The sequence below is a fragment of the Asanoa sp. NPDC049573 genome (assembly GCF_040676615.1).
GTDB lineage: Bacteria > Actinomycetota > Actinomycetes > Mycobacteriales > Micromonosporaceae > Asanoa.
Genome location: NZ_JBFAPI010000031.1, coordinates 25,554 through 47,018, shown reverse-complemented (window position 1 = coordinate 47,018; position 21,465 = coordinate 25,554). Strand labels below are relative to the sequence as shown.

General features: G+C 68.9%; 20 protein-coding genes and 1 pseudogene. 7 read left to right on the top strand and 14 right to left on the bottom strand.

Annotated elements, in window-relative coordinates; translation table 11 throughout:
• The first annotated feature begins 735 nt into the window (after positions 1–735).
• From AB0J74_RS36710 to cydB, 3 genes are read left to right on the top strand one after another with little or no spacing between them, the layout of a single operon-like run.
• Entirely contained in the window at positions 736–1,158 is a 423-nt protein-coding gene (locus AB0J74_RS36710) for a hypothetical protein (RefSeq protein ID WP_363457177.1), read from the top strand.
• 34 nt (positions 1,159–1,192) lie between these two features.
• The gene (locus AB0J74_RS36705; protein ID WP_363457174.1) at positions 1,193–2,599 is read left to right on the top strand and encodes a cytochrome ubiquinol oxidase subunit I; all 1,407 of its coding nucleotides are present in this window, start codon (positions 1,193–1,195) and stop codon (positions 2,597–2,599) included.
• A 10-nt stretch (positions 2,600–2,609) separates the two neighbouring features.
• The gene (gene cydB / locus AB0J74_RS36700; RefSeq protein WP_363457171.1) at positions 2,610–3,617 is read left to right on the top strand and encodes a cytochrome d ubiquinol oxidase subunit II; all 1,008 of its coding nucleotides are present in this window, start codon (positions 2,610–2,612) and stop codon (positions 3,615–3,617) included.
• Between the two features lie 470 nt (positions 3,618–4,087).
• Here cydB and AB0J74_RS36695 read toward each other — a convergent pair whose 3' ends face one another.
• The 3 genes from AB0J74_RS36695 to AB0J74_RS36685 form a co-directional block, all read right to left on the bottom strand.
• On the bottom strand, positions 4,088–4,360 hold the full coding sequence (locus tag AB0J74_RS36695) for a hypothetical protein (protein ID WP_363457168.1): 273 nt from the start codon (positions 4,358–4,360) through the stop codon (positions 4,088–4,090).
• A 231-nt stretch (positions 4,361–4,591) separates the two neighbouring features.
• Entirely contained in the window at positions 4,592–4,933 is a 342-nt protein-coding gene (locus AB0J74_RS36690; RefSeq protein ID WP_363457165.1) for an Hsp20/alpha crystallin family protein, read from the bottom strand.
• A 41-nt stretch (positions 4,934–4,974) separates the two neighbouring features.
• Positions 4,975–5,679, bottom strand: a complete 705-nt coding sequence (locus AB0J74_RS36685; RefSeq protein WP_363457162.1) for a CBS domain-containing protein — start codon at positions 5,677–5,679, stop codon at positions 4,975–4,977.
• 196 nt (positions 5,680–5,875) lie between these two features.
• On the opposite strand from AB0J74_RS36685, the gene AB0J74_RS36680 reads away from it, so the two are divergent.
• Positions 5,876–6,583 carry a phosphoribosyltransferase family protein gene (locus tag AB0J74_RS36680; protein ID WP_363457159.1) on the top strand — a complete coding sequence of 236 codons (708 nt, stop codon included), beginning with the start codon at positions 5,876–5,878 and terminating at the stop codon, positions 6,581–6,583.
• Positions 6,584–6,638: 55 nt separating this feature from the next.
• Here AB0J74_RS36680 and AB0J74_RS36675 read toward each other — a convergent pair whose 3' ends face one another.
• The 6 genes from AB0J74_RS36675 to AB0J74_RS36650 all read right to left on the bottom strand — a co-directional run bounded on the left by AB0J74_RS36675 (position 6,639) and on the right by AB0J74_RS36650 (position 10,858).
• Positions 6,639–7,349: a CBS domain-containing protein gene (locus AB0J74_RS36675; protein ID WP_363457155.1), complete on the bottom strand. Its 711-nt coding sequence runs from the start codon at positions 7,347–7,349 to the stop codon at positions 6,639–6,641.
• An 85-nt stretch (positions 7,350–7,434) separates the two neighbouring features.
• Positions 7,435–7,875, bottom strand: a complete 441-nt coding sequence (locus tag AB0J74_RS36670) for an Hsp20/alpha crystallin family protein (protein WP_363457152.1) — start codon at positions 7,873–7,875, stop codon at positions 7,435–7,437.
• Positions 7,876–7,990: 115 nt separating this feature from the next.
• Positions 7,991–8,821, bottom strand: a complete 831-nt coding sequence (locus tag AB0J74_RS36665) for an SPFH domain-containing protein (RefSeq protein ID WP_363457149.1) — start codon at positions 8,819–8,821, stop codon at positions 7,991–7,993.
• A 442-nt stretch (positions 8,822–9,263) separates the two neighbouring features.
• The gene (locus AB0J74_RS36660) at positions 9,264–9,437 is read right to left on the bottom strand and encodes a hypothetical protein (protein WP_363457146.1); all 174 of its coding nucleotides are present in this window, start codon (positions 9,435–9,437) and stop codon (positions 9,264–9,266) included.
• 336 nt (positions 9,438–9,773) lie between these two features.
• Complete coding sequence (locus AB0J74_RS36655) at positions 9,774–9,950, bottom strand: DUF1918 domain-containing protein (RefSeq protein ID WP_363457143.1); 177 nt, start codon at positions 9,948–9,950, stop codon at positions 9,774–9,776.
• A complete protein-coding gene (locus AB0J74_RS36650; RefSeq protein ID WP_363457140.1) occupies positions 9,947–10,858 on the bottom strand; it encodes a universal stress protein in 912 nt (303 codons plus the stop codon). Before AB0J74_RS36650 ends, AB0J74_RS36655 begins: the two co-directional genes overlap by 4 nt.
• A 177-nt stretch (positions 10,859–11,035) precedes the next feature.
• Between AB0J74_RS36650 and AB0J74_RS36645 the strand changes: the two are divergent.
• Positions 11,036–12,547, top strand: a pseudogene (locus AB0J74_RS36645) (SulP family inorganic anion transporter); the annotation flags it as partial.
• 257 nt (positions 12,548–12,804) lie between these two features.
• Here the strand turns inward: AB0J74_RS36645 and AB0J74_RS36640 are convergent.
• The gene (locus AB0J74_RS36640; protein WP_363457192.1) at positions 12,805–13,659 is read right to left on the bottom strand and encodes a universal stress protein; all 855 of its coding nucleotides are present in this window, start codon (positions 13,657–13,659) and stop codon (positions 12,805–12,807) included.
• A gap of 190 nt (positions 13,660–13,849) precedes the next feature.
• On the opposite strand from AB0J74_RS36640, the gene AB0J74_RS36635 reads away from it, so the two are divergent.
• On the top strand, positions 13,850–14,554 hold the full coding sequence (locus tag AB0J74_RS36635; RefSeq protein WP_363457137.1) for a CBS domain-containing protein: 705 nt from the start codon (positions 13,850–13,852) through the stop codon (positions 14,552–14,554).
• Between the two features lie 50 nt (positions 14,555–14,604).
• On the opposite strand, the gene AB0J74_RS36630 is transcribed toward AB0J74_RS36635, so the two are convergent.
• Positions 14,605–15,243 (bottom strand): response regulator transcription factor, encoded by a 639-nt coding sequence (locus tag AB0J74_RS36630; RefSeq protein WP_363457134.1) that lies wholly within the window; start codon positions 15,241–15,243, stop codon positions 14,605–14,607.
• A 149-nt stretch (positions 15,244–15,392) separates the two neighbouring features.
• On the opposite strand from AB0J74_RS36630, the gene AB0J74_RS36625 reads away from it, so the two are divergent.
• Positions 15,393–16,379, top strand: coding sequence for a nitroreductase (locus tag AB0J74_RS36625; RefSeq protein ID WP_363457131.1), 987 nt, complete (start codon positions 15,393–15,395; stop codon positions 16,377–16,379).
• 49 nt (positions 16,380–16,428) lie between these two features.
• On the opposite strand, the gene ppdK is transcribed toward AB0J74_RS36625, so the two are convergent.
• The 3 genes from ppdK to AB0J74_RS36610 all read right to left on the bottom strand — a co-directional run bounded on the left by ppdK (position 16,429) and on the right by AB0J74_RS36610 (position 21,340).
• A complete protein-coding gene (gene ppdK / locus AB0J74_RS36620) occupies positions 16,429–19,092 on the bottom strand; it encodes a pyruvate, phosphate dikinase (RefSeq protein ID WP_363457189.1) in 2,664 nt (887 codons plus the stop codon).
• A gap of 108 nt (positions 19,093–19,200) precedes the next feature.
• The gene (locus AB0J74_RS36615) at positions 19,201–19,626 is read right to left on the bottom strand and encodes a pyridoxamine 5'-phosphate oxidase family protein (RefSeq protein WP_363457128.1); all 426 of its coding nucleotides are present in this window, start codon (positions 19,624–19,626) and stop codon (positions 19,201–19,203) included.
• A 73-nt stretch (positions 19,627–19,699) separates the two neighbouring features.
• On the bottom strand, positions 19,700–21,340 hold the full coding sequence (locus tag AB0J74_RS36610) for a GAF domain-containing protein (protein ID WP_363457125.1): 1,641 nt from the start codon (positions 21,338–21,340) through the stop codon (positions 19,700–19,702).
• Between the last annotated feature and the right edge of the window lie 125 nt (positions 21,341–21,465).

Below are 21,465 nucleotides of genomic sequence, written 5' to 3'. Positions count from 1 at the left end.
TAGGAACACGAAGCCGGTGGTGATGCGTAGGACGGCCAGGGCACGGGCGGCGGTGGTGGTCAGCATCGGGCCCGGCGACGCGGCGTGTTCCAGGGCGGTGGTCGGGGTCTTGGCGGCGTGGGTGGTCATGGTTACCTCCGGGGGCTTTTTCGTTGACATCCATACCCTCGCTGTTGGGGTGGGGGTTGCGCCCGGGCCGGAACACCCCACATCGACAGGACCAACGTCCCGCGCTGTCAGGTCACGCTGGATCCACGGCGACGACATCAGGCGCTCCAGCTGCGGCCCATACGGGATTGGGCATAGCGCGGCGGCGAGCGCGTGCGCCCGGGCGGCCACGGTCGCGGCGAGCATCGCGGCGTCCCGGAACTAAGCGCGAACCGCGGCTACCGTCGGTCACCACGAACCGGCCAATGTCAGCGAGCGGCCGGTGGCCCCGGACGGGGGAACCAGGGCCACCGTGGCCGCTCGGGTCGCGGGCGTCATGGCCGCGGCCCCGCGAGTGGGCGATCGGAACGGTCCGGCCATCACACGGTCTCGCCGGTCCGCCTGTTCCGTCTGCCTCTATCGCGGCTGCCTTCATTTGACGCCAGGGTCGGTTCCGCCGTCAGGGTCGAAGGTCACCGTTATGCGGTCCGGGCGACGCTTTCTTGACCGCGAAGGTCCCGGACGTCGCAACGGTGGACCCATAACGACGGCGGTGCGCGCACGATGGTGTAGTAGAGGGGAGGCATGATGAGCGTAGGTCCGCCGCGCTGGGTCAACCTTCTGGTGCTGGCCGTGCTTCGCTCCCCAGCCCACGGTCTACTCGACACTCGCATCTGCGAGCTCACCTACGTGCTCCCCCGCTCGGGCAAGGTCGTGACCCTTCCCGTGCAGTACGTGATGAACAGAGGCCGGATCCTGGTCGCCGTTGCTCAGGCCGACAGTAAGCGCTGGTGGCGGGCGTTCCGCCGACCCACGCCGGTCTCGATCCGCCTGCGGGGGCGGGTTCGCTACGGTGTCGGCCGGGTTCTCGTTCCCTCCTCAGCGGGCCACCAGGAGGCTCTGCTGGCCTACCGGATAGCCAGGGGCACGGCTGTTCCGACCGGCACGCCGATCGTGGTGCTCGACGCGTTCGGGACCTTCGGCCCGGCGGCTGAGGGCCAGCGGCACTGACTCGTCACGGCGCCCGGCCGAGAGGCTCGCGGCTGTGGACGCTCTCGACCTCGCGCGGTGGCAGTTCGGCATCGTCACCGTCTACCACTTCCTGTTCGTTCCTATCACCATCGGCCTCTCGGCCCTCGTCGCCGGACTGCAGACAGCGTGGTTCCGCACTCGCAAGGACACGTACCTGCGGGCCACCAAGTTCTGGGGCAAGCTTTTCCTGATCAACTTCGCGATGGGCGTCGTGACAGGCATCGTCCAGGAGTTCCAGTTCGGGATGAACTGGAGCGACTACTCGCGGTACGTCGGCGATGTCTTCGGCGCTCCACTCGCGATCGAGGGCCTGTTGGCCTTCTTCCTCGAGTCGACCTTCCTCGGCCTGTGGATCTTCGGCTGGGAGCGCCTGCCAAACCGCATCCATCTCGCCTGCATCTGGCTCGCGTCGATCGGCACCATGCTGTCGGCGTACTTCATTCTCGCCGCCAACTCCTGGATGCAGCACCCAGTCGGCTACCGGATTAACCCCGTGACCAACCGTGCGGAACTGACCGACATCGGCAAGGTCCTCACTCAGACCACCACGCTGGTGACCTTCGCGCATACCATCACTGCCGCGTTCGTCACCGCTGGTGCGCTGATGTTGACCGTCTCGGCGTGGCATCTGGCCCGGCGCCGGCACGTTGACGTGCTGCGTCCGAGCTTCCGGCTCGGCCTGTGGGTCGTGCTCGTTGCCGGGCTGCTCGTCGCTGTGACCGGCGACCTGCAGGCGCGGGTGATGACTCGGCAACAGCCGATGAAGATGGCCGCGGCCGAAGCGCTCTACGACACCTCCTCCCCTGCGTCGTTCTCGCTGTTCACCATCGGCAGCCTCGACGGCACCAGCGAGGTGTGGAGCCTCCGGGTGCCCGGCGTGCTGTCGTTCATGGCCACCGGGTCGCCGTCCGGGACGGTCGAGGGCGTCGACGACCTCCAGGCGGCATATCAGGCGCGGTACGGCCCGGGCGACTACCGACCGTACATCCCACTGGCTTACTGGTCTTTCCGGCTCATGATCGGGCTCGGTATGTTGCCGGTCGCCTGGGCGTTGCTCGGCCTGTGGCGCAGCCGGCGCGGCCGGCTGCCGGACGGCCGAGGTGTCCAGTGGTTCTGGCGCTGCACCATGCTGGCCGTCGCGTTTCCCTTGCTGGCGAATTCGTTCGGCTGGATTTTCACCGAGTTGGGCCGCCAGCCCTGGGTCGTGTTCGGTCTGCTCCACACTGCCGACGGTGTGTCGCCGACGGTCGGCGCCGGGAGCGTTGCCGCGTCGTTGGTCACGCTCAGCGCGGTCTACACCGTGCTCGCCATCGTCGAGGTCGGCCTGCTTGTGCGGGCCGTCAAGGCAGGACCGCCGGATCCGGCCGTCGACCGCCCCCCGTCCGACGAGGACGACACCGTCCTCACTTTCGCCTACTGAGGGAGCCGAGATGGCGCTGCACGATCTGTGGTTCTTGTTGATCGCCGTGCTCTGGGCCGGCTACTTCCTGCTCGAAGGTTTCGACTTCGGTGTCGGCATCCTGCTGCCTGTCCTCGGCCGTGACGAGCTCCGCCGCAGGGTCCTCATCAACACGATCGGTCCGGTATGGGACGGCAACGAGGTGTGGCTGCTGGTCGCCGGCGGGGCCACCTTCGCCGCCTTCCCGGAGTGGTACGCCAGCCTGTTCTCCGGCTTCTACCTTCCCCTGCTGCTCGTGCTCGTCTCCCTCATCGTGCGCGGCGTCGCCTTCGAGTTCCGTGGCAAGCGAGACGAGGCGCGCTGGCGACGTGGCTGGGACGCCGCGATCGTGCTGGGCAGCCTCCTGCCAGCAGTGCTGTGGGGCGTCGCGTTCGGCAACATCATCCGCGGCGTCCAGCTCTCCGCCGACCACCATTACGTCGGATCGTTCTTCGACCTCCTCAACCCCTACGCCCTACTCGGCGGTCTCACGACGCTGACGCTGTTCCTGACCCACGGCGCGGTATTCGTCGCCCTGAAGACCGACGGGCCCATCCGAGCCGACGCAAGACGGGCCGCAGGCCTGTTCGGGCTCGGCGCGGTGGCGAGCGCGGCGGCATTTCTGATGTGGACGCAGGTGACCCGCGGGGACGCCGGGACGGCGGCCGTGGCCGTGATCGCGGCGTTGGCGCTCGTCGGTGCGCTGGTCGCCAACCGCGCGGGTCGCGAAGGCTGGGCTTTCGCCGCCACCGCCGTGACGATCGTCGCGGCGACCGCAACTCTCTTCCTCGCCCTCTATCCGAACGTTCTGCCATCCACGATGAATCCAGCCTTCAGCCTCACCGTGTCGAACGCCTCGTCAACGCCATACACGCTGAAGGTCATGACGTGGGTGGCGGTTGCCTTCACACCGCTGGTTCTGCTTTACCAGGGCTGGACCTACTGGGTCTTCCGGCGGCGCATCACGGTCGAGCACATCCCGGGAGGCGGGGTCCACTAGTGCTCCGCTTCTGGTAGCCCGGCGCCGGTCACCGCGGAGGGCTTCAGCATCGGGGGTAGCCCAGCGTCTACGGGCGAAGCGCCGTAGACATTCCGGCGTCGTCGTGTGCGGCTGCAGGGTATTAACGGCACGGAGACGTGTCCCGCCCGCATGCTTTGACGGCCAGACATAGGACACTGCCGGCGCGCAGCCATTTCATGGCTTCAGCTCAGCTGTCATAGTCACGAACCTATGTGGACCGCCATGGGACTTGAGTCACGCGAACGGCTTTCGGCCCCTATCGGTCCTACGGACTGGGGCCATCCGACTCTGTCGAGGAGGGGCGGTCCACGCCATCCTGAAGGCGAACATGGGCTGGTAGACATACGGCAACTACCCGAACAGGGTGGGGCGGTCCGAGGGAGCTCCCCGCGGCTACATGCGAGGTTCGACTCCTCGCCCGGCCCCTACTTATCATCCGAGCACGCCGCTCATCGCCTGGCGAGTGTCCGCGCAGCCGTTCTGGGCGCTGCCAGCCGAGCCGCGGGCCGGCGCGTTTCCGAGCCCAGCACGAGGTGCCGGATCGTGGTCACGAGCCAGCGCAGCACGATGTCTGAGACGAGCAGGAGCAGCAGGACCGTACTTCCGACGAGCAGAGCGCCGGTGGCCGCGAGGATGCCGACAGTGCCGAGAATGGTGGCGACGACAAAGCCGCGGTCGATTGGCGTAGGCCCGTAGGTCTGGACGAGGTTGCCCCCGATCATGCACGCGGCGATGCCGGCGATGACAACTAGCACGGTAACGCCGCGTGTTCCGATCGGTGTCAGAAACCGTTGCCACGCACCGATGTCACGTATAGCGCGACGCTCACGGCCGCCGGGCTGGTCACGGCGGCGGCGCGCCAGGTGAGCCGCATCGCGTCCACCTCCTTCGACTTCCCACCCTGCCGATTCAGGGAGCGCAATTCGATGTAACGCCCGTCGGGTATCGACTGATCAGGGTCCGAGGTCCCCCGACTGCGGGTCAGAAGACAGGTGGTCGCCGACGGGCACGGTGAACTGCCTAGTTCCGGGTTCCGCCACGCCGAGGCGCGCCGAAACCTCGAGGATCCCGTCGACGTAGCGGGCGGAGATCGTGCGCGCACGAGTCCCGACCGGCAGTGGGACGACCCGGAATAGACGTCCGTACGAGAACTCCGAGTGGCCGCCTCTGGCGTCCGGCGGGAACGCGCGTACGGCGTCGAGACGGAGCTCGTTGCCGCTGCACGTCACGCGAAGGTCGACGGTCGGGTCGATGCCCGGCAGCGCGGCCCGCAACACGTACCGGTCTGGCAACACCCGGTCCTCGATATGGATGCGCGAAGACGGCATCGGCGGGCTCAGAGCAGACCGGCGGGGTTGCCCAACCCAGGCTTGAGGTAAGCCGGGTTGAGGTCGTCGAACTCGTAGGTCAGTCCGTCCACGACCTGCACGACGCCGCTGACCTGACTGGCCAGGTTGGCGGCGATCTGGACCGCGCTGTGCCGCACCAGCCGGCCGGAGAGGGTCACAACGCCATCGGCGACGGTGACGTCGATCGTCGCTTCTTCGCTGGCGAGAACGCGCTTGAGGCCCCCATCGAGGACGTCGCGCCTGATGTCCTCGTCAGGCCGCAGATGCACCTTGAGCAGATCGGCACGGGACACGATGCCGAGGAGCCGACCGTGGCTGTCGGTGACCGGGAGGCGCTTGACGTGCTCGCGCTCCATCCGCTTGGCCGCTTCGACGAGCGATGTCGACGCGCTGGCGGTCACCGCGGGCGCCGCCATCAGCTCGCGAGCGATCAGGGCATCCGCCTTGACCCTGGCGGCGTGCCGGCGGCGGCCCTCGAAGATGCGGCGTTCGTGCGGCTCGCCAATCATCTCCACCTTGTAGAGAAGATCAGCCTCGGAGATAACGCCCAGCACGAGGCCGGCATCGTCCACGACGGGCACACCGCTGACGTGCCGGCTGGTCATCAGGTCGACGACCTCCCGGTAGGGGGTCCCTTCCGCGACCGTGGCGACGTTCGTCGTCATGACGTCGCGAACCTTCCATGCCTTCATCACGACCTCCTTGGGCTTGTCCCTCCTTACGGTATTTCCGCCCGCGTGCGCGGGTCAGGGCCGTGGGACCGCGGTTCCGGGACCAAAGTCCCTGTCGACGCCACGGTGGTCAGGCGTTGGATCGAAGCAGGCTCCGCAGCCCGCACAACGGCGGACACGGAGCCGCCGGGATCACCGGCGTGCAGGAGGTGGGGATATGACCTTCCAGGACCGCGTCGACGCGGGTCGCCGCCTCGCCCGTCGGCTCAGCCACCTGCGGGGTTGCGACGCGGTCGTGCTCGGTGTGGCCCGCGGTGGCGTCCCGGTGGCATTCGAGGTGGCCGGCGCCCTCGACACTCCGCTGGACGTCGTGGTCACGGAACGCGTCGCGGATCCGTTCCTGTCCGGCCAGACGATCGGCGCGTTGGCCGAGGGTGGCGTTCGCGTGTTCGATGCCTCGGCGTTGCGCCGCGCAGGGATCGCGCCTGACAACCTGGACGCGCTCACGAAGGAGCTCGGCGCCGGGGTCGACCGACGGGCGCGGGCCATGCGGGCCGGGCGGGCGCCATTGTCCCTCGCCGGCCGCACGGCAGTCATCGTCGACGACGGTGTCGCCACGGCCGCTTCGGCTCGGGCTGCGGCCCGGGCGGTGCGGGCGCGGGGCGCGGGGCGCGTGGTCCTCGCGGTCCCGGTCGCGGCCGCCGACGTATTGGTCGGCCTGGCAGACGAGATCGAAGAGACCGTCTGTGTGGAACGCTGCCCGTGGATGACGGGAATCTCTGGCTGGTACCGCGACTTCCCTAGCGTCACCGACCGGGAGGTCGCCAAAATAGTGCGCACCGCGGGCATGCGCTCGCCCTACCGCGAGCCGCGGCCGGAGCATCGGCGCGGGCCGACACCGGTCGACGCGCCACGGGCGGCCTGAGACCGAGTCGACGAGGCGCGACGGCCGATCGACCGTCGCGCCTCGTCGGTGGGGCTCAATTCGTGGATGGACGCATCAGGTGCTCGGGGGTCCCGAATGAGTAGCCCCGTGAGTGAACCGCACGCGAGTCGTCCTGCTCCCAGGTCAGCCGGTCGATCACCTCGACGACGCCAGCGACTTCTGCGGCCATCTCGACCGCCAGGCCGGCGAGGCTGCGGGTTTCGACGCGGCCGCCCAGCGCCACAACCCCGTCGACGACGTCCACCTCTACCGACACCGGATCGATCCAGAGCGTACGCACCAGCACGTTGTCGACGATCTCGGCGCGGATGTCAGTGTCTGTCCGCGTGTGTATGCGCAGCAGGTCCCGACGCGACACGATGCCGACGAGACGTCGTTGCCGGTCGACGACGGGCATCCGTTTGATGCGCTTGGATTCCAGCAGCCGGGCCGCCGCGACGATCGAGGTGTCCGGCTCGATGACGACGGCAGGTGAGGTCATCAGCTCCGCGGCGACAGCGGCCGGCGCGTCGGCGTGCCGACGGGCCCCGAAAATCCGCCGATGCCGCTCATCGCCCACCGCCTCCACCTTGTGCAGGAGGTCGGCCTCCGACACCACTCCGACGACGCGACCCACGGCGTCGACGACGGGCGCCGCGCTCACTGCGCGGTCGATCAGGGCATTGACCACCTCACGGTACGAGGCGTCGGGCGCGACCGAAACGACGTCGCGGGTCATGACGTCTTCGACAGTCCACTGTCTCATTGTCCGATCCTTCCTTCTGGCGGAACATCTTCATCACTGGCGGCGCCCGGCCCATGCGGGTCGGGCGCCGCACACCGCTACCGCGTCAGCTCTTCTTGACGGTCGTCGACTTACCATTGCCCACAGTGATCTGGATCTCGTGGGTTCTGGATCCAGAGTCCCCCACCGCGATCCGCACCTCGAGGATGCCGGTCTCGTAGGTCGCCGTGACCTTGTCCCGGTGCGCCCCCGACGGCAGCGGGATCTGGCGGTACAGCGAGCCGTAGTGGAACTCGGAGTGCACCAGCTTGCCTTCCTCGGTCCCCCGTTCGTCCGCGCGCTCCACCTTGATGTTCAGCGCGCCGTTGTGCACGGCAAGGTGGATGTCCTTCTGCGGGTCCACGCCCGGCAGCTCGGCCCGGATCACATAGTCCTTGCCATCGAGGAATTCCTCGATGCGGAAGGACTGCCCGCCCAGTGACAGCCAGGTGAACCGCGGCCACTCAATCGGGAACAGGCTGTGGCTCCGCAGCGTCGCGGTGCTCATCCTGACCCTCCTTTCGTCGATGCTCCACTGCCAGAAAAGACCTGCGGGACCCTTCTCATGCAGAGGAGAAGGTCATACAGCTCGCGCCGGACTGCCCTATCTGGATGGCGCACGATCAGCCCACGGGTACCGGGTAGCCGTTGTCGTGCGGCGCCGCGGCTACCGGCGCGGGCTCTGCAGGCGCCGTCCGGGTGAGGTGGTCGAAGAAGCGCAGCAGCTCGACGGGGAACGGCATCACGAGAGTGCTGTTCTTCTCCGCCGCGACATCGACCACGGTTTGGAGCATCCGCAGCTGATAGGCGCCCGGAGTCGCAACCATCGCGCGGGCGGCGTCGGCGAGCCGTCGGGAGGCCTGGAACTCCCCTTCTGCCGCGATCACTCGGGCACGGCGTTCGCGCTCGGCCTCGGCCTGGCGCGACATCGAACGCTTCATCGAGTCGGGTAGGGCAACGTCCTTCACCTCGACGCGCTCGATCAGCACGCCCCATGGCTTCTCGGTCGGTGCGTCGATGACCGTCTTCAGCTCGGCGTTGATGCTTTCGCGATCGCTCAGCAAGGTGTCCAGGTCAGCGCGACCGATGACTGAGCGCATGGAGGTCTGTGCCACCTGGAGAATCGCGTGGGGGTAGTCGCGGACGTTGACCATTGCCTTGACGGGATCGACCACCCGGAAGTAGACGACGGCGTCCACGGTCAAGGTGACGTTGTCGCGGGTGATCGCGCCCTGCGGCGGCACGCTCATCACCACTGTCTGCATGCTGACCTTGACCATGCGGTCGGCTATCGGGACAAGGAGCCGCAGGCCCGGGTCACGCACGCGGTTCTGGACGCGGCCGAAGCGGAAGACGATTCCCCGTTGGTACTGCTGGACCATGCGCAGGCCCGCCAGGAGCAGGAGCACGGCCAGACCGCCGATCACGGCGGCGAGGAGAGCGGGAAAGTTCATGCCGGCCTCGATTCCGTCAATGGATTGTCCATCTGACATCCCACGTTCAGATTGGTCGCCGCAGCGCCGTTGGCGTAGTGCCGGTCGGCCCAGATGGCCTGGGTCGTCGGACCCTACAACGGTCTACCGTGGAGCGTGACCGCTGGGCCGACTCGGTTCGCTACGGCGCGGGAACGACGGCGATCGGGCAGCCAGCCCAGTGCGTCAGGATCTGCGGGAGCGACAACGTCGAGGTGCGGCCGGGCCGCGCCGCTGTGCCGACGACGACCAGCTGGCCGAGCGGGAGGCGGCAGCGACGGCCACCGGCACGTCGAGACCATGACGCACCGCTCGGCGTACGGGCACCTCCGGATATTTCTCCGACCACGGGCGAAGCGAGTCGACGAGAGCGAAGTCGGCATCGTCGCGGCGCTGAGCGAACCCGAGCCGTGACAGGTCGCTGTCACCCCGCGGTGCCGGGCCAAACGGTCAACGCAAGCAACGGCACGCCACGCAGGGCCGCCTCGGCGAAGGCAAACCGCACCGCGTCGTCACCGAGTGCGCCTGCGACCGCGACGAGGATCGGCCGCTCCACCGTCTGGGTCGTCTCCAACCGTCGGTGCACGATCACCGGCACGGCCGCCGGACCGATCAACCGGTGCGCGATCGATGGCGGCCCACGCGTCCGTTGGTGCAATGACAATTGTGACCCACGACCAGCAGGCTGGCGCCGGTTGACTGGGCGAGCAGCACGGCGACCGGGTCGTCGTCGTCGACGACGGCGGTCGCCGCCAAAGCGTGGTGCTCAGACCGGGCCTGCGACACCGCGAGCCCGGCCAACCGCCCGCCGCCCTCGGCCGGCCTTCAGCGGCCCCGCACAGCGCGTCGGCCGGCAGAGGCGTCGCGCCCGGCATCGAGAGACCTTCGGCCGGGCGTGAACCTGCCTCACCCGGGCGGGCACCGGACGCGGCTGTCAGATGGTCGTTGGTTCTTCGATCCGGGAGTCGGCGCCGGGGAACACAAGGGCCTCGCGGCGGTTGTCGAGCCACCGCACGACGTACGGCGGACTGCCGTCGTCGTGTTTCAACGCGATCACGACGCCGTGCCTGCGGTGGTCGAGGATCAGGCGGCCGCCAACCTTCGCTTTCATCGCCTCGTCCCCTGTGCGATGGCAGTAATGTTCTCGGCCGCGCCGATGACGAGCACCGGGCAGTGCGCGTGCTGCAACACCCGCCGGCTCACCGAGCCCGATCGGACCCCGCGGGATCCGACGCGGTCACTCGATCCGACGACGACGAGTTGGGCAAGGCGAGACGCCTCGACGAGTGCCTGGGCGAGGCCGGCTTCCGCCACATGTGTGCTGACGGTGACGGCCGGGTAGGCGCGCCGCCAATCCTTCAGGAGGGTCGACAGCAGTGTCCGCTCGGCGGTCGCCAACTCGGCGACCGCGTCGTCGTAGCGCGGCCGGCCCATGCTCTGCCAGGCCCGCGGAGGCTGCCAGGCGTGCACGGCCGCGAGCTCAGCGTCGCGCGAGCTGGCTTCGGCGAAGGCCACCGGCACCGCGGCCCGTCCCTCAGGCGAGTCGTCGACGCCGACGACGACCGGCCCGGATCGCTGTCGCGCGGTCGAGCCGCGGACAACGGCCACGGGCGCCGCGGCGTGGGTGGCCAGGGCGGTGGCGACGGAGCCGAGAAGCGGGCCAGCCAATCCACGCCGGCTGTGGTCGCCCACGACGACCATGCGCACACCGGTGGAAAGGTCGGCCAACATCGCGGCCGGCGGCCCTTCGACGAGGATTCCGGTGACCTCGACGTCCGGGTTCGAGTCGGCCAACGCGGCGATCGCGCGATCGAGTGCTTCTTCCGTATCGCGGTAGGCCTGGCTCTTAGGCCAGGTGTCGGGCCGCGTCGTAGCGGGTCCGACGCGCACCGGCCACTCGACGACCTCGACGAGCCGGACCAGGCAGCTCCACCGGCGCGCTTCGTCCAGCGCCCAGTCCGCTGCGGTCTGGGCGGCGATCGAGCCGTCGTACCCGACCAGAATCGTGTCGCGGTTCATGACGATCCATTCGCTCCTTCACATTTCGGTCTTCTCCTCCGAGCCTCGCCCGCTCGGGCGCTCGGCCGGTACGGGCATTGGTCACCTTGCGGCGGGACCAGTGGCCGACGGCATGTGGCGGACGTTCCCGCTGTGACACACGCGGACGCAGAGACACCACCGATCGCGGCGGCCACAATGGCGGCATGGTCCGCCGCCCCGCCCTCCGATCGCTGGTGCCGGGCATCGCCACGCTGGCGGGATACGAACGGGACTGGCTACGCGGCGACGTGCTCGCCGGGTTCACGGGTCGCCGCGTATCTGGTGCCGCAGGTGCTGGCATACGCCACCGTAGCCGGGCTGCAGCCGGTCGCCGGGCTGTGGGCGATCCTGCCGGCTCTCGCGGCGTACGCGATCTTCGGCAGCTCGAGAGTCCTGTCGATCGGGCCGGAGTCGACGACAGCCCTGATGACGGCGGTGCTCATCGGGCCGCTCGCAGCTGGCACCCGGGACGCTACGCGGGTCTGGCCGCTTCCCTGGCCCTGGTCGTCGGCGGGTTGTGCCTGGTCGCTCCGCTCGCCCGGTTGGGGTTCGTGGCCGACCTGCTATCCCGGCCGATCCTCGTCGGCTATCTGGCCGGCGTTGCCTTGATCATGATCGTTGGGCATCTCGGAAAGCTGACCGGTGTACCGGTGTCCGGCGAGTCGTTCGCCGCTCAGCTGTCCTCGTTCCTGACACACCTGGACGACGCACGTGTCGTCACGATCGCGTTCGCGGCAGCTGTGTTGGTGTTGCTGTTCGGTGCGCAGCGTCTGATCCCACTCGCGCCCGCTCCACTGCTTGCGATCCTGCTGGCCACGGCTGCAGTAGCCATCTTCGACCTCGAACGCCACGGCATCCAGGTCATCGGGACGATCCCGCAGGCCCTCCCCCGCCCGGTGCTGCCGGATCCGGGACAACTGACCGATCTGCTGCTGCCAGCGGCGAGTGTCCTGCTCGTCGGCTACACGGACAACATCCTGACCGCACGGTCGTTCGCCGGGGTTTCCGATCAGCAGTAGCGGCAGCCGCACCGCTCTGGCCAGTGCCGCCGGCGCCCGGACCCAGCTCTACTCCCTCGTGGCGCTCGTCCTCGTCGTCGCCACGCTGCTGTTCCTAGGCCCGCTGCTGACCCACTTCCCGTCCGCCGCCCTCGGTGCCATCGTGGTCTACGCTGCCGTCCGGCTCATCGACATCACCGGCTTCCGCCGGTTGGCCAGGTTCCGCCGCAGCGAGTTGCTGCTCGCGCTCGGCGCGCTCGCCGGCGTGTTGGCCTTCGACATCCTCTACGGCGTTCTGCTCGCCGTCGGGCTCTCGGTCGCCGAGATGCTCGCCCGCGTGGCCCGCCCGCACGACGCGATCCAGGGCCTGGTGCCAGGGCTGGCCGGGATGCACGACGTGGATGACTATCAGCAGGCGCACACGGTGCCCGGTCTGGTGGTCTACCGATACGATTCACCGCTGTTCTTCGCCAATGCCGAAGACTTCCACCGCCGCGCGCTGGCGACGGTCGGCCAGCAGGCCGAGCCTGTCGCCTGGTTCGTGCTCAACACCGAGGCCATCGTCGAGGTCGACATCACGGCGCTGGACGCGGTGGACCGCCTCCGCGTCGAGCTCGAGGCGCGTGGCGTCGTCTTCGCCATGGCCCGGTCAAGCAGGACCTGCTCGATGACCTGGAGGCGTTCGGCCTGGTCGCCCGGGTCGGGGCGGACCACATTTTCCCGACGCTGCCGATGGCCGTCAACGCCTACCATCATTGGCGCGCACAGCCGGACCGTCCGTTATAGACATCCGGCCAGCTCGGCGGGTGCGCGGCCCATTACCAGCGCGGGCAAAGCGGGCTACGGCGTCGATGCCTCCGGCGGAGGCGGGTCGAACATGGCCACCGCGATGCCGGCGCCCTCCGGCACCGGCATCGCGGAGATGTGTCAGCGGACGATCAGAACGGGTGCGTCGGCGTGGTGGACCAGCTGCAAGGCGACGGACCCGGTCAAGGTGCCCGCGACGCTGCCGTGGCCGCAGGTGCCGACGACGAGCAGCTGGGCCGTGTGTGACAACCCGACCAGGACACCTGCCGCGCCGCCGTGTGCCACCAACGTCTCGGTTGCGACGTCCGGGAACTTCTCCCGCCACGGAGCCAGCAACTCGTCAAGTTCGGCCTTCAGCTCGGCATCGCGCTCCGCGACGTCGTAGACCACCGGTTCGACGTTCACTCCCCACGGCGGAGTCGGCGGCAGGTAAGCACGCACGGCGATCAGCCGCGCGGAGCGGGCAGCCGCAGCGCGGAAGCCGGCGGCTAGAGCGTCCAGCGACGACGGTGAACCGTCGACGCCGACCACAACGGCGCCGTTGCCGAGGTCACGACGACCACGGACGACGACCACCGGGGCCGGCGCGTGCGTGGCCAGGCGTTGCCCGACGGAGCCGAGCAGGAGGCTTCCGAAGCCGCCACGGCCGCGGTTCCCAACGACGATCATTGAACTGTCGGCGCCAGCCTCGATCAGAGCCGGGCCGGGTGATCCGGTCACCGCCTTACGCTCGACCGTGACCCCAGGGGCGACCGCGGCCACTACCGAGGCCGCGTCGGCGAGTGTCGTGTTCGCCTTCTGCTCGGCCCACTCGCGCAGCACGGTGCCGCCATCGAAACGGGCGGCGGGCCAGTCCCACTCGAACGCGTGCACCAACACGAGGGTCGCGCCGGTCTGCTGCGCCTCGCTGGCCGCCCAACGCGCGGCGGCGATGCTCGGGTCGGATCCGTCCACGCCGACGACGATCCGGGTCATGTTCATCGCTTCACCTCTCCAATGTCGATCCTGGGATCAGCGTGCAGCCCACGTCGCCTTGCTGGCAGGGCCTTAAGACCCACTGTGGACATGGCGCAGGTCCCGAGCAGCGACGGTCCGGCGACTCTGACCGGGCGACGACGGCCAGACCTACTGTGAAACCGAGGTCAATCGATGAAGGGAATGTGCCATGAGAACTTGGCAGGTCGGCGACGTCATGACGACGGACGTCGCGACGGTGGACGAGTCCACGCCGTACCGAAAGGTCGTCGACATGATGACGACCCGGCACGTCAGTGCGCTGCCGGTAGTGGATGATTTCGGCCGGGTGCTCGGCGTCATCTCCGAGGCCGACCTGCTGCACAAGGTCGAGCTGATCGGTCAGCCGCACGAACGGCGGTTCTTCGAAGGACGGCGCCGGCACGCCGCGCGGGTCAAGGCCGACGCGAATGTCGCCCGGGACCTGATGACGGCTCCCGCGGTGACGGCGATGGAAAGCACGACGCTGGTCGAGGCGGCCAAGACCATGGACCGCGAAGGGATCAAGCGCCTCCCGGTGACCGACGACCTTGGCCGGCTGATCGGGATCGTGTCCCGCGGCGACCTGCTGAAGGTGCACCTGCGGCATGACGACGACATCCGCCATGATGTGGTCACCGAGGTGCTCCGCCGAATCCTCGGCATCAGCGACGACGCCGTGACCGTCACGGTGGTTGGCGGGGTCGTCACGCTCGCCGGGCGGCTCGACCGCCGCAGCTCGGCGGAGATCGCGGCCCAGCTCACTCTCCAGGTCAGCGGCGTCGTAGACATCATCGACAAGGTCGAGTTCGATTTCGACGACGTCGACCCGGTGCTCTACAGCCGGGGACTGGGCAACCCGACCGGGATCTTGTGAACCCAACGCGACAGGACGGCGCCCCGGCGGGCGACCGTCCCGTCGTGCGGTCAGTGCTTCTTGCCGAGCAACCGGGTGGCCAGCACCGCGGCCTGCGTGCGCCGTTCGAGGCCAAGCTTGGCGAGCAGGCTGGAGACGTAGTTCTTGACTGTCTTCTCGGCCAGGAACATTTCCGCTGCGATCTCCCGGTTGGTGCGGCCCTCGGCGATGTGCTCGAGGATCCGCCGCTCCTGGTCGGTGAGGGCCTTGAGCTCCTGCGGCTGTTCGACGCCGCTTCGGATCCTATCTAGGACCCGCTGGGTGACCGCGGGGTCGAGCATGGATTGGCCGGCCGCCACCCGGCGGACCGTCTCGACGAGGTCGGTGCCGCGGACCTGCTTGAGGACGTAGCCGGCGGCGCCAGCCATGATGGCGGCGAACAGCGCCTCATCATCCTCGTACGACGTGAGGATCAGGCCCCGGATGGTCGGGTCAACAGCGCGGACGTCGCGACAGACGTCGATGCCGCTGCCGTCCGGTAACCGGGCGTCGAGGATCATGACATCAGGCCGCAGTGCCGGAATGCGCGCGGTCGCTTCGCGGGCGAGGCCGGCCTCGCCGATCACCTCGATGTCGCCCTGGCTCTGCAGCAGGTCGGCCAGGCCGCGGCGGACCACCTCGTGGTCGTCGAGCAGGTACACACGGATCACAGCTCATTCTGTACCCACGGGCACCCCCGCGCACCATCGCGGGCCCGACCGGCTGGCCCGCGACCTCGGGACCTCCGCCCCTGCTGTGCGTACGAACAGCGGAACACGATTGGGGTGCGAGAGAGATGTCGCCTTTGAGGGAGCTATCCATGCAACCGACGAATACAGCGCAGCGGACAACTGGTTACACGACGGACGACCTGGCCGGCGCCGCCGAGCTGGCCGTTCGGGCGCCCTCGATGCACAACAGCCAACCGTGGCGCTTCCGCCTCAGCAATGGAGCGATCGAAGTGCGCCTCGACATGGACCGGCTGCCGGACATCCCGGCGCGGGCCTGGGCCGGCCGGGTCAGCTGCGGCGCCGCCGTCTTCAACCTGAGGCTCGCTCTGGCCGTCCTCGGTAAGCCCGCCACGGTGATCCTCCAGCCTCCGGACCGCGACCGCAGCGTTGTTGCCCTGCTCGTGCCCGACGCGCCGCGACCGGCGTCCGGCGCCGAGCGCACGCTGTATGCCGCTATCCCCCGCCGGCGAAGCAATCGCGCCCCGTTCAGCACCGAGACGGTGCCGAAGGACCTGCGTTTCCAGTTACGGGAGGCGGCAGCCGCCGAGGGCGGTTGGCTTGAACTGATCATCGGGACCAGCGCCGTCAACGCGCTTGCGGAGGTCGTGAACGCCGCGAACCGGGTCCTGCTGCGCGACCCGGCCTACGCGCAGGAGCTTGCCCGATGGGGTCGCGAGGGGATCGCACCCGACGGCGTGGCGGTTCGCGCGGCGGGCTACGCGCCGGAGCCGCAAGATCTTTTGCCACTGCGCGCATTCGGTGCTCGCACCCGGCCGCCCGGCCGCGACTACGAACCTGAGCCGCTCGTCGCCGTGCTCGGCTCCGCCGAGGACCGAGACATCGACCAGGTGAACGCCGGACAGGCCCTCGAACGCGTGTTGTTGACCGCGACGGACGTCGGCTTGGCCGTCTCGATGTTCTCGCAGCCCGTCGAGGTGCCGGCCGCTCGGGAACGACTGCGCTCCGCGCTCGGCCGCCGTGGTGTGCCGCAGATGGTGCTCCGCATCGGGTACGGGCATCTTGGGCAGCCAAGCCTGCGGCGCCCGGCGGCATCGGCCATCGACACGCCCGAGTGAGATCGCGATGAAGCCCCAGCCGCTTTCGCGGCTGGGGCTGCAGAGTTTCTCAGCGGCTGTCTGAGGTGGTGCCGACGACAGTCGCGCGCCCTGCTTCGAGCCGAGCGACGGGAATGCGGTAGGTCGAGCAGCTCACGTAATCGATGCCCGCTCCCGCGAAGAACCGCACTGAGGCGGGGTCGCCGCCGTGCTCGCCGCACACGCCGATGGACAGCTCCGGACGGGCGGCGCGGCCTTCGTCGACCGCGATTCGGACCAGCCGACCGATGCCCGCGGTGTCGATGCTCTCGAAGGGCGACCGGTCGAAGATTCCGAGGGCAAGATAGCGGCTGATCACGGTGCCTTCGACATCGTCGCGGGACAGGCCCCAGCCCATTTGGGTGAGGTCGTTGGTCCCGAGGGAGAAGAACTCGGCGACAGTGGCGATCTCCGCCGCCGTCAGCGCCGCGCGCGGCACCTCGATCATCGTGCCGATGCGGATGGACGGGGCGCCGGGCACGGCGTCGACGACGGCTTGCGCCTCGGCGCGCACCAATTCGAGCTCCCGGACAGAACCGACCAGCGGCACCATGATCTCCGGCTGCGGGTCGAAGCCCCCGGCGATCCGCTGCGCGGCCGCCTCAGCCAACGCCCGGACCTGCATCGCGAACAGACCCGGCACCAACAGGCCCAGCCGTACTCCGCGCATTCCCAGCATCGGGTTCTCCTCGTGCATGCGGCGCACCGCGCGGAGCAGATCCCGGTCGCGCCCAGGATCGAGACCGAGGGCGTCGGCGCGAGCGACACGGACGGAGAGCCCTTCGAGGCTCGGCAGGAACTCGTGCAGCGGCGGATCCAGCAGCCGGACAGTGACCGGAAGGCCGTCCATCGCTTCTAGGATCTCGGTGAAGTCCTCGCGCTGCAGTGGCAGCAACGCGGCGAGGGCCGCGTCGCGCTCGGGCTCGTCGGTGGCGAGGATGAGGCGTTCGACAAGCTCGCGCCGGCTGCCGAGGAACATGTGCTCGGTCCGGCACAGCCCGATTCCGGCGGCGCCGAAGCGGCGGGCGCGCGCCGCGTCGTCGGGTGTGTCAGCGTTGGCCCGCACGCCCAGGGTGCGTATCCGGTCGGCGTGATCGACCAAGCGGTCCACCGCCCGCACCAGCGGGTCGTTGCCGGCGTCCAGCACGCCGTCGAAATACCGGACGACCGGCGATTGACGCACCGGGAGGGCGCCGAGGTAGACCGCACCGGTCGAGCCGTCGATGGAGATGCTGTCGCCGGCGTGGACGGTCACGTCGCCGACCGTGAACGACTGGGCGTCGGATGCGATGACCACGTCAGCCGCGCCACAGACACAGGTCTTGCCCATCCCGCGGGCCACCACGGCGGCATGCGATGTCTTGCCACCGCGGCTGGTCAGGATTCCTTGCGCCGCGATCATGCCCGCCAGGTCGTCAGGGCTCGTCTCGCGGCGGACCAGGATGACATCCCCGGTGGCAGCGGCGGCTTCGGCGGAGTCGAAGACCAGCCGGCCGACCGCCGCGCCCGGCGACGCCGGCACCCCGCTGGTCAACGGCGCCGGTAGCGCCCCGTCGTCGAACGTCGGAAACATCAGTTGGGTCAGCTGCTCGCCCGTGACTCGGGCTACCGCCTCGTCGAGGTCGATCAGGCCCTCGTCGACCAGTTGGCCGGCGATGGTGAATGCCGCCGCCGGTGTCCGTTTGCCGACGCGGGTCTGCAGCATCCACAGCTTGCCCCGCTCGATGGTGAACTCGATGTCGCACAGATCCCGGTAATGCTTCTCCAGCGTGTCCATAATGGACAGAAGCTGACGATAGCTGACCGGGTCAATGGCATCGAGCTTGTCCAGCGGGACGGTGTTGCGCACTCCGGCGACCACATCCTCGCCCTGAGCGTTGGCCAGGTAGTCGCCGTAGACGCCGCGGGCACCGGTCGCCGGATCCCGGGTGAACGCCACACCGGTGCCGGAGTCCGGCCCAAGGTTTCCGAAGACCATCGCCATGATGTTGACGGCCGTCCCCAGGTCGTCGGGGATCTGCTCACGACGCCGATAGAGCGCCGCACGGGGAGCCTGCCACGAGGCGAAGACGGCCTGCACGGCGAGCTGGAGCTGCTCATGCGGCGCCTGCGGGAACTCGCGGCCCGCCGCGGCACGGAACGCCTTCTTGTAGGCCACGACGAGGCGGCGGAGGTCGTCGGCGGTCAGATCGGTATCCGCGACGACACCTGCGGCGGACTTTACGGTCTGCATCTGCGCGTCGAAGCGCTCGGCCGGGATGTCGAACACCGTCCGGCCGAACATCTGGATGAGCCGGCGGTAGGAGTCCCACGCGAACCGGGCATCGCCGGTGCGCCTGGCGAGTCCTTCGACGCTGTCGTCGTTGAGCCCGATGTCGAGGATCGTCTCCATCATCCCGGGCATAGAGAACTTACCGCCGGAACGGACCGAGAGCAGCAGCGGGTCAGTGGGGTCGCCCAGCGGTTTGTCCACCCGGATCTCGAGTTCGCGTAGATGGTCGCCGATCTCGGCGAAAAGCCCGGGCGGCGTCTCGCCGGTGGCCAGGTAGGCGCGGCACGCCGTGGTGGCGATGGTGAAGCCGGGCGGTACCGGGAGCCCTAGCCTCGCCATCTCCGCGAGGTTGGCACCCTTGCCGCCGAGCAGGTCCTTCTTGTCCTTGTCCCCTTCGATGAAGTCGTAGACGTACTTCGTCATCGTCGTGCCCCTCTCCTGCCACGGTCGTCGTCTGTAGCGTCGGCCGTTCACAGAAGGCACGTCAGAGGCTAAGGTCCCGCGGGATCGGGACACGTGGGTGCCGTCAGCTCACCCGAGTCGGCGCCCGGTCAGCCGGCCGAGCGGGATGGCGATGACGTGTCCGGCGACCGCCTGAGCGCCCCAGGGTCGCGGCAGCCGCGGCATGAGCGCCATGAGCCGCGCCGGGTCGGTGACCTCGTAGGCCTGGCCCACACCCAGCACACTCCAACCGGTCTCCGTTTCGGCGTCGATGTGGTCGACCTGGAAGGCCACGATGTTACGCAGCGTCGCGGCGGCAAGTTTCCCTCCGCCGGCCGTCCGGAAGACCACCTCCTCGGCGTCCAACAGATAGCTCACCGGGTGCGCGGCGGGTAGCGCCCGTTCGGTGAACACGACACGGCCGTAGGTGCAGGCGGCCAGCAGCTGGAGACAGTCGGCCCGGCTCAGCTCGACGACTGCTTGGGCGCTGCCGGGCGCGGCGGGTAAAGGATTCATCATCGTACGATCGCGGCCACCCGCCACCGTTGGTCAGGGCCGAAAGTCCTCAGCTAGGGCCGATCGGCCCACCTCAGGGGCAAGGGGCAGACCAACACAGCCGGGTGCCGGTCGGCGCGGCCCGAAGCACCTCGAAGGTTCCGCCACGCCGCTCAGCACGGGCGCGGATGTTGGCAAGACCACTCGCCCGAGTCGTTTCGCCGATACCGACGCCATCGTCCCCGATCTCGAGCGTGACGCTATCGGCCGTAACCGTGAATTCCACGTCGGCCGAACGGGCTCGCGCGTGTCGGGCGACGTTGGTCAGCGCCTCCCGGAGCACCGCCTCCAGGTCGTCGACAAGGTCGTCGGTGACCTGACCTTCGATGACGCCGGTGAAGCGGACGCCGGGTTCGAATCCGAGCATGGGACTGACGTGGGTGACGACATCGAGGAGCCGCGCGCGAATACCTGTGGGCGTCGAGCCCGGTAGCCGCTGGAGTTGGAAGATCGTGGTGCGGATCTGGCTGATGGTGGTGTCCAGGTCGTCGATGATGCCGACAAGGCGCTCGGCAGCCCGCCCGGCGCCCAGCTGCGCGGCCACGCCCTGCAGCGACAGACCGGCGGCAAACAGGCGTTGGATGACGTGGTCGTGCAGGTCAGCGGCGATGCGCTCGCGTTCCTCGAGCATCTCCGTGCGGCGCTGCTCGGCGCGGGCGTCAGCCAACTCGATCGCCAGCGCGGCCTGGTTGGCGAAGCTTGACGCCATCTCAACGTCGTCCGCAGTGAACATCGGGCGCCCGGGCAGCCTGGCCGCCCAGAGCACCCCTTGCATACGGGCCGAGCCGTGCAGGGGCACTGCGAGAACGGGACCCACGTCCACCACGTCCGCGATTGGCGAGAGGCTGGCCGTGCCCCCGCCGGGGTCGGCAAGTCGCAGCGCGGTGCCGGTCGAGAGCACCTGACCGGACAGGGTGCCGTTGGCTGGAACCCGGGTCCCGATCAGCCGGTCCGCGGCAACTCCGACGGCGACGTCGACGCGCAGGTCGTCGTCGTCGGGATCCGCGCGGACGACTGTCACCAGGTCGGCGTCGGCGACCCGTTTGGTGTGCTCGGCGATGCGGCGCAGCGGATGCAGAGGTGAGTCCTCGGTCGCCAGCACCTGGCGGGTGATCGCGGCGGAGGCCTGTAACCACTCCCCTTTCAGCCGCGCCGACTCATAGAGGTTGGCGTTGTCGATGGCAGCCGCGGCGGTCGCGGCCAGCGACTTGACCAGCTCTTCGTCTTCGGCATTGAAGGCACCCTTGAGGCTCTCGGCGAAATAGAGGTTGCCGAAGACCTCGTCGCGGATGCGGATCGGCACACCGAGGAAGCTATGCATCGGCGGGTGCCCGGCCGGGAAGCCCACCGAGCGGGGGTCGTCGGCGATGTCCCGAAGACGGATCGGTCGCGGATCGTCGATCAGCGCGCCGAGTAGACCCTTGCCCTCGGGCAGGTGCCCGATGACGTCGACCGCATCCTCGGGCATCCCGCTGTGGATGAACTCGGCCAGCCCGCCACGCGGCGACACCACACCCAGCGCCGCGTAGCGAGCGCCGACCAACTCGCGTGCCGCCTCGACGATCCGGCGCAGAACCGCCGGCAGCGCCAGATCACCGATGATCAGTTGGTTGGCGTGCAGCAACCCGCGCAACCGGCCCTGGGTCGCCATCACTTCCTGCGCACGCTCGACCAACTGCCCCAGCAGTTGGTCGAGTTCGAGCCGGGGCATGTCGGGAAATGTCAGCGAACTCTGCTCGTTGGTGCGCTGGCTGCCCGCTTTGTCGGGTTCCGCGCCGGATGGTTCGGGCATCGGGCACT

Excerpts from the sequence above, each read along its gene's own strand:
- AB0J74_RS36615 (WP_363457128.1), bottom strand. The coding sequence starts at position 19,626 with ATGAATCCTTTACCCGCCGCGCCCGGCAGCGCCCAAGCAGTCGTCGAG.
- AB0J74_RS36670 (WP_363457152.1), bottom strand. The coding sequence starts at position 7,875 with ATGAGCACCGCGACGCTGCGGAGCCACAGCCTGTTCCCGATTGAGTGG.
- AB0J74_RS36710 (WP_363457177.1), top strand. The coding sequence starts at position 736 with ATGAGCGTAGGTCCGCCGCGCTGGGTCAACCTTCTGGTGCTGGCCGTG.
- AB0J74_RS36625 (WP_363457131.1), top strand. The coding sequence starts at position 15,393 with ATGCAACCGACGAATACAGCGCAGCGGACAACTGGTTACACGACGGAC.
- AB0J74_RS36655 (WP_363457143.1), bottom strand. The coding sequence starts at position 9,950 with ATGAAAGCGAAGGTTGGCGGCCGCCTGATCCTCGACCACCGCAGGCAC.
- AB0J74_RS36635 (WP_363457137.1), top strand. The coding sequence starts at position 13,850 with ATGAGAACTTGGCAGGTCGGCGACGTCATGACGACGGACGTCGCGACG.
- AB0J74_RS36675 (WP_363457155.1), bottom strand. The coding sequence starts at position 7,349 with ATGAGACAGTGGACTGTCGAAGACGTCATGACCCGCGACGTCGTTTCG.
- AB0J74_RS36665 (WP_363457149.1), bottom strand. The coding sequence starts at position 8,821 with ATGAACTTTCCCGCTCTCCTCGCCGCCGTGATCGGCGGTCTGGCCGTG.
- ppdK (WP_363457189.1), bottom strand. The coding sequence starts at position 19,092 with ATGACGAAGTACGTCTACGACTTCATCGAAGGGGACAAGGACAAGAAG.
- cydB (WP_363457171.1), top strand. The coding sequence starts at position 2,610 with ATGGCGCTGCACGATCTGTGGTTCTTGTTGATCGCCGTGCTCTGGGCC.
- AB0J74_RS36640 (WP_363457192.1), bottom strand. The coding sequence starts at position 13,659 with ATGACCCGGATCGTCGTCGGCGTGGACGGATCCGACCCGAGCATCGCC.
- AB0J74_RS36695 (WP_363457168.1), bottom strand. The coding sequence starts at position 4,360 with ATGATCGGGGGCAACCTCGTCCAGACCTACGGGCCTACGCCAATCGAC.
- AB0J74_RS36650 (WP_363457140.1), bottom strand. The coding sequence starts at position 10,858 with ATGAACCGCGACACGATTCTGGTCGGGTACGACGGCTCGATCGCCGCC.
- AB0J74_RS36680 (WP_363457159.1), top strand. The coding sequence starts at position 5,876 with ATGACCTTCCAGGACCGCGTCGACGCGGGTCGCCGCCTCGCCCGTCGG.
- AB0J74_RS36685 (WP_363457162.1), bottom strand. The coding sequence starts at position 5,679 with ATGAAGGCATGGAAGGTTCGCGACGTCATGACGACGAACGTCGCCACG.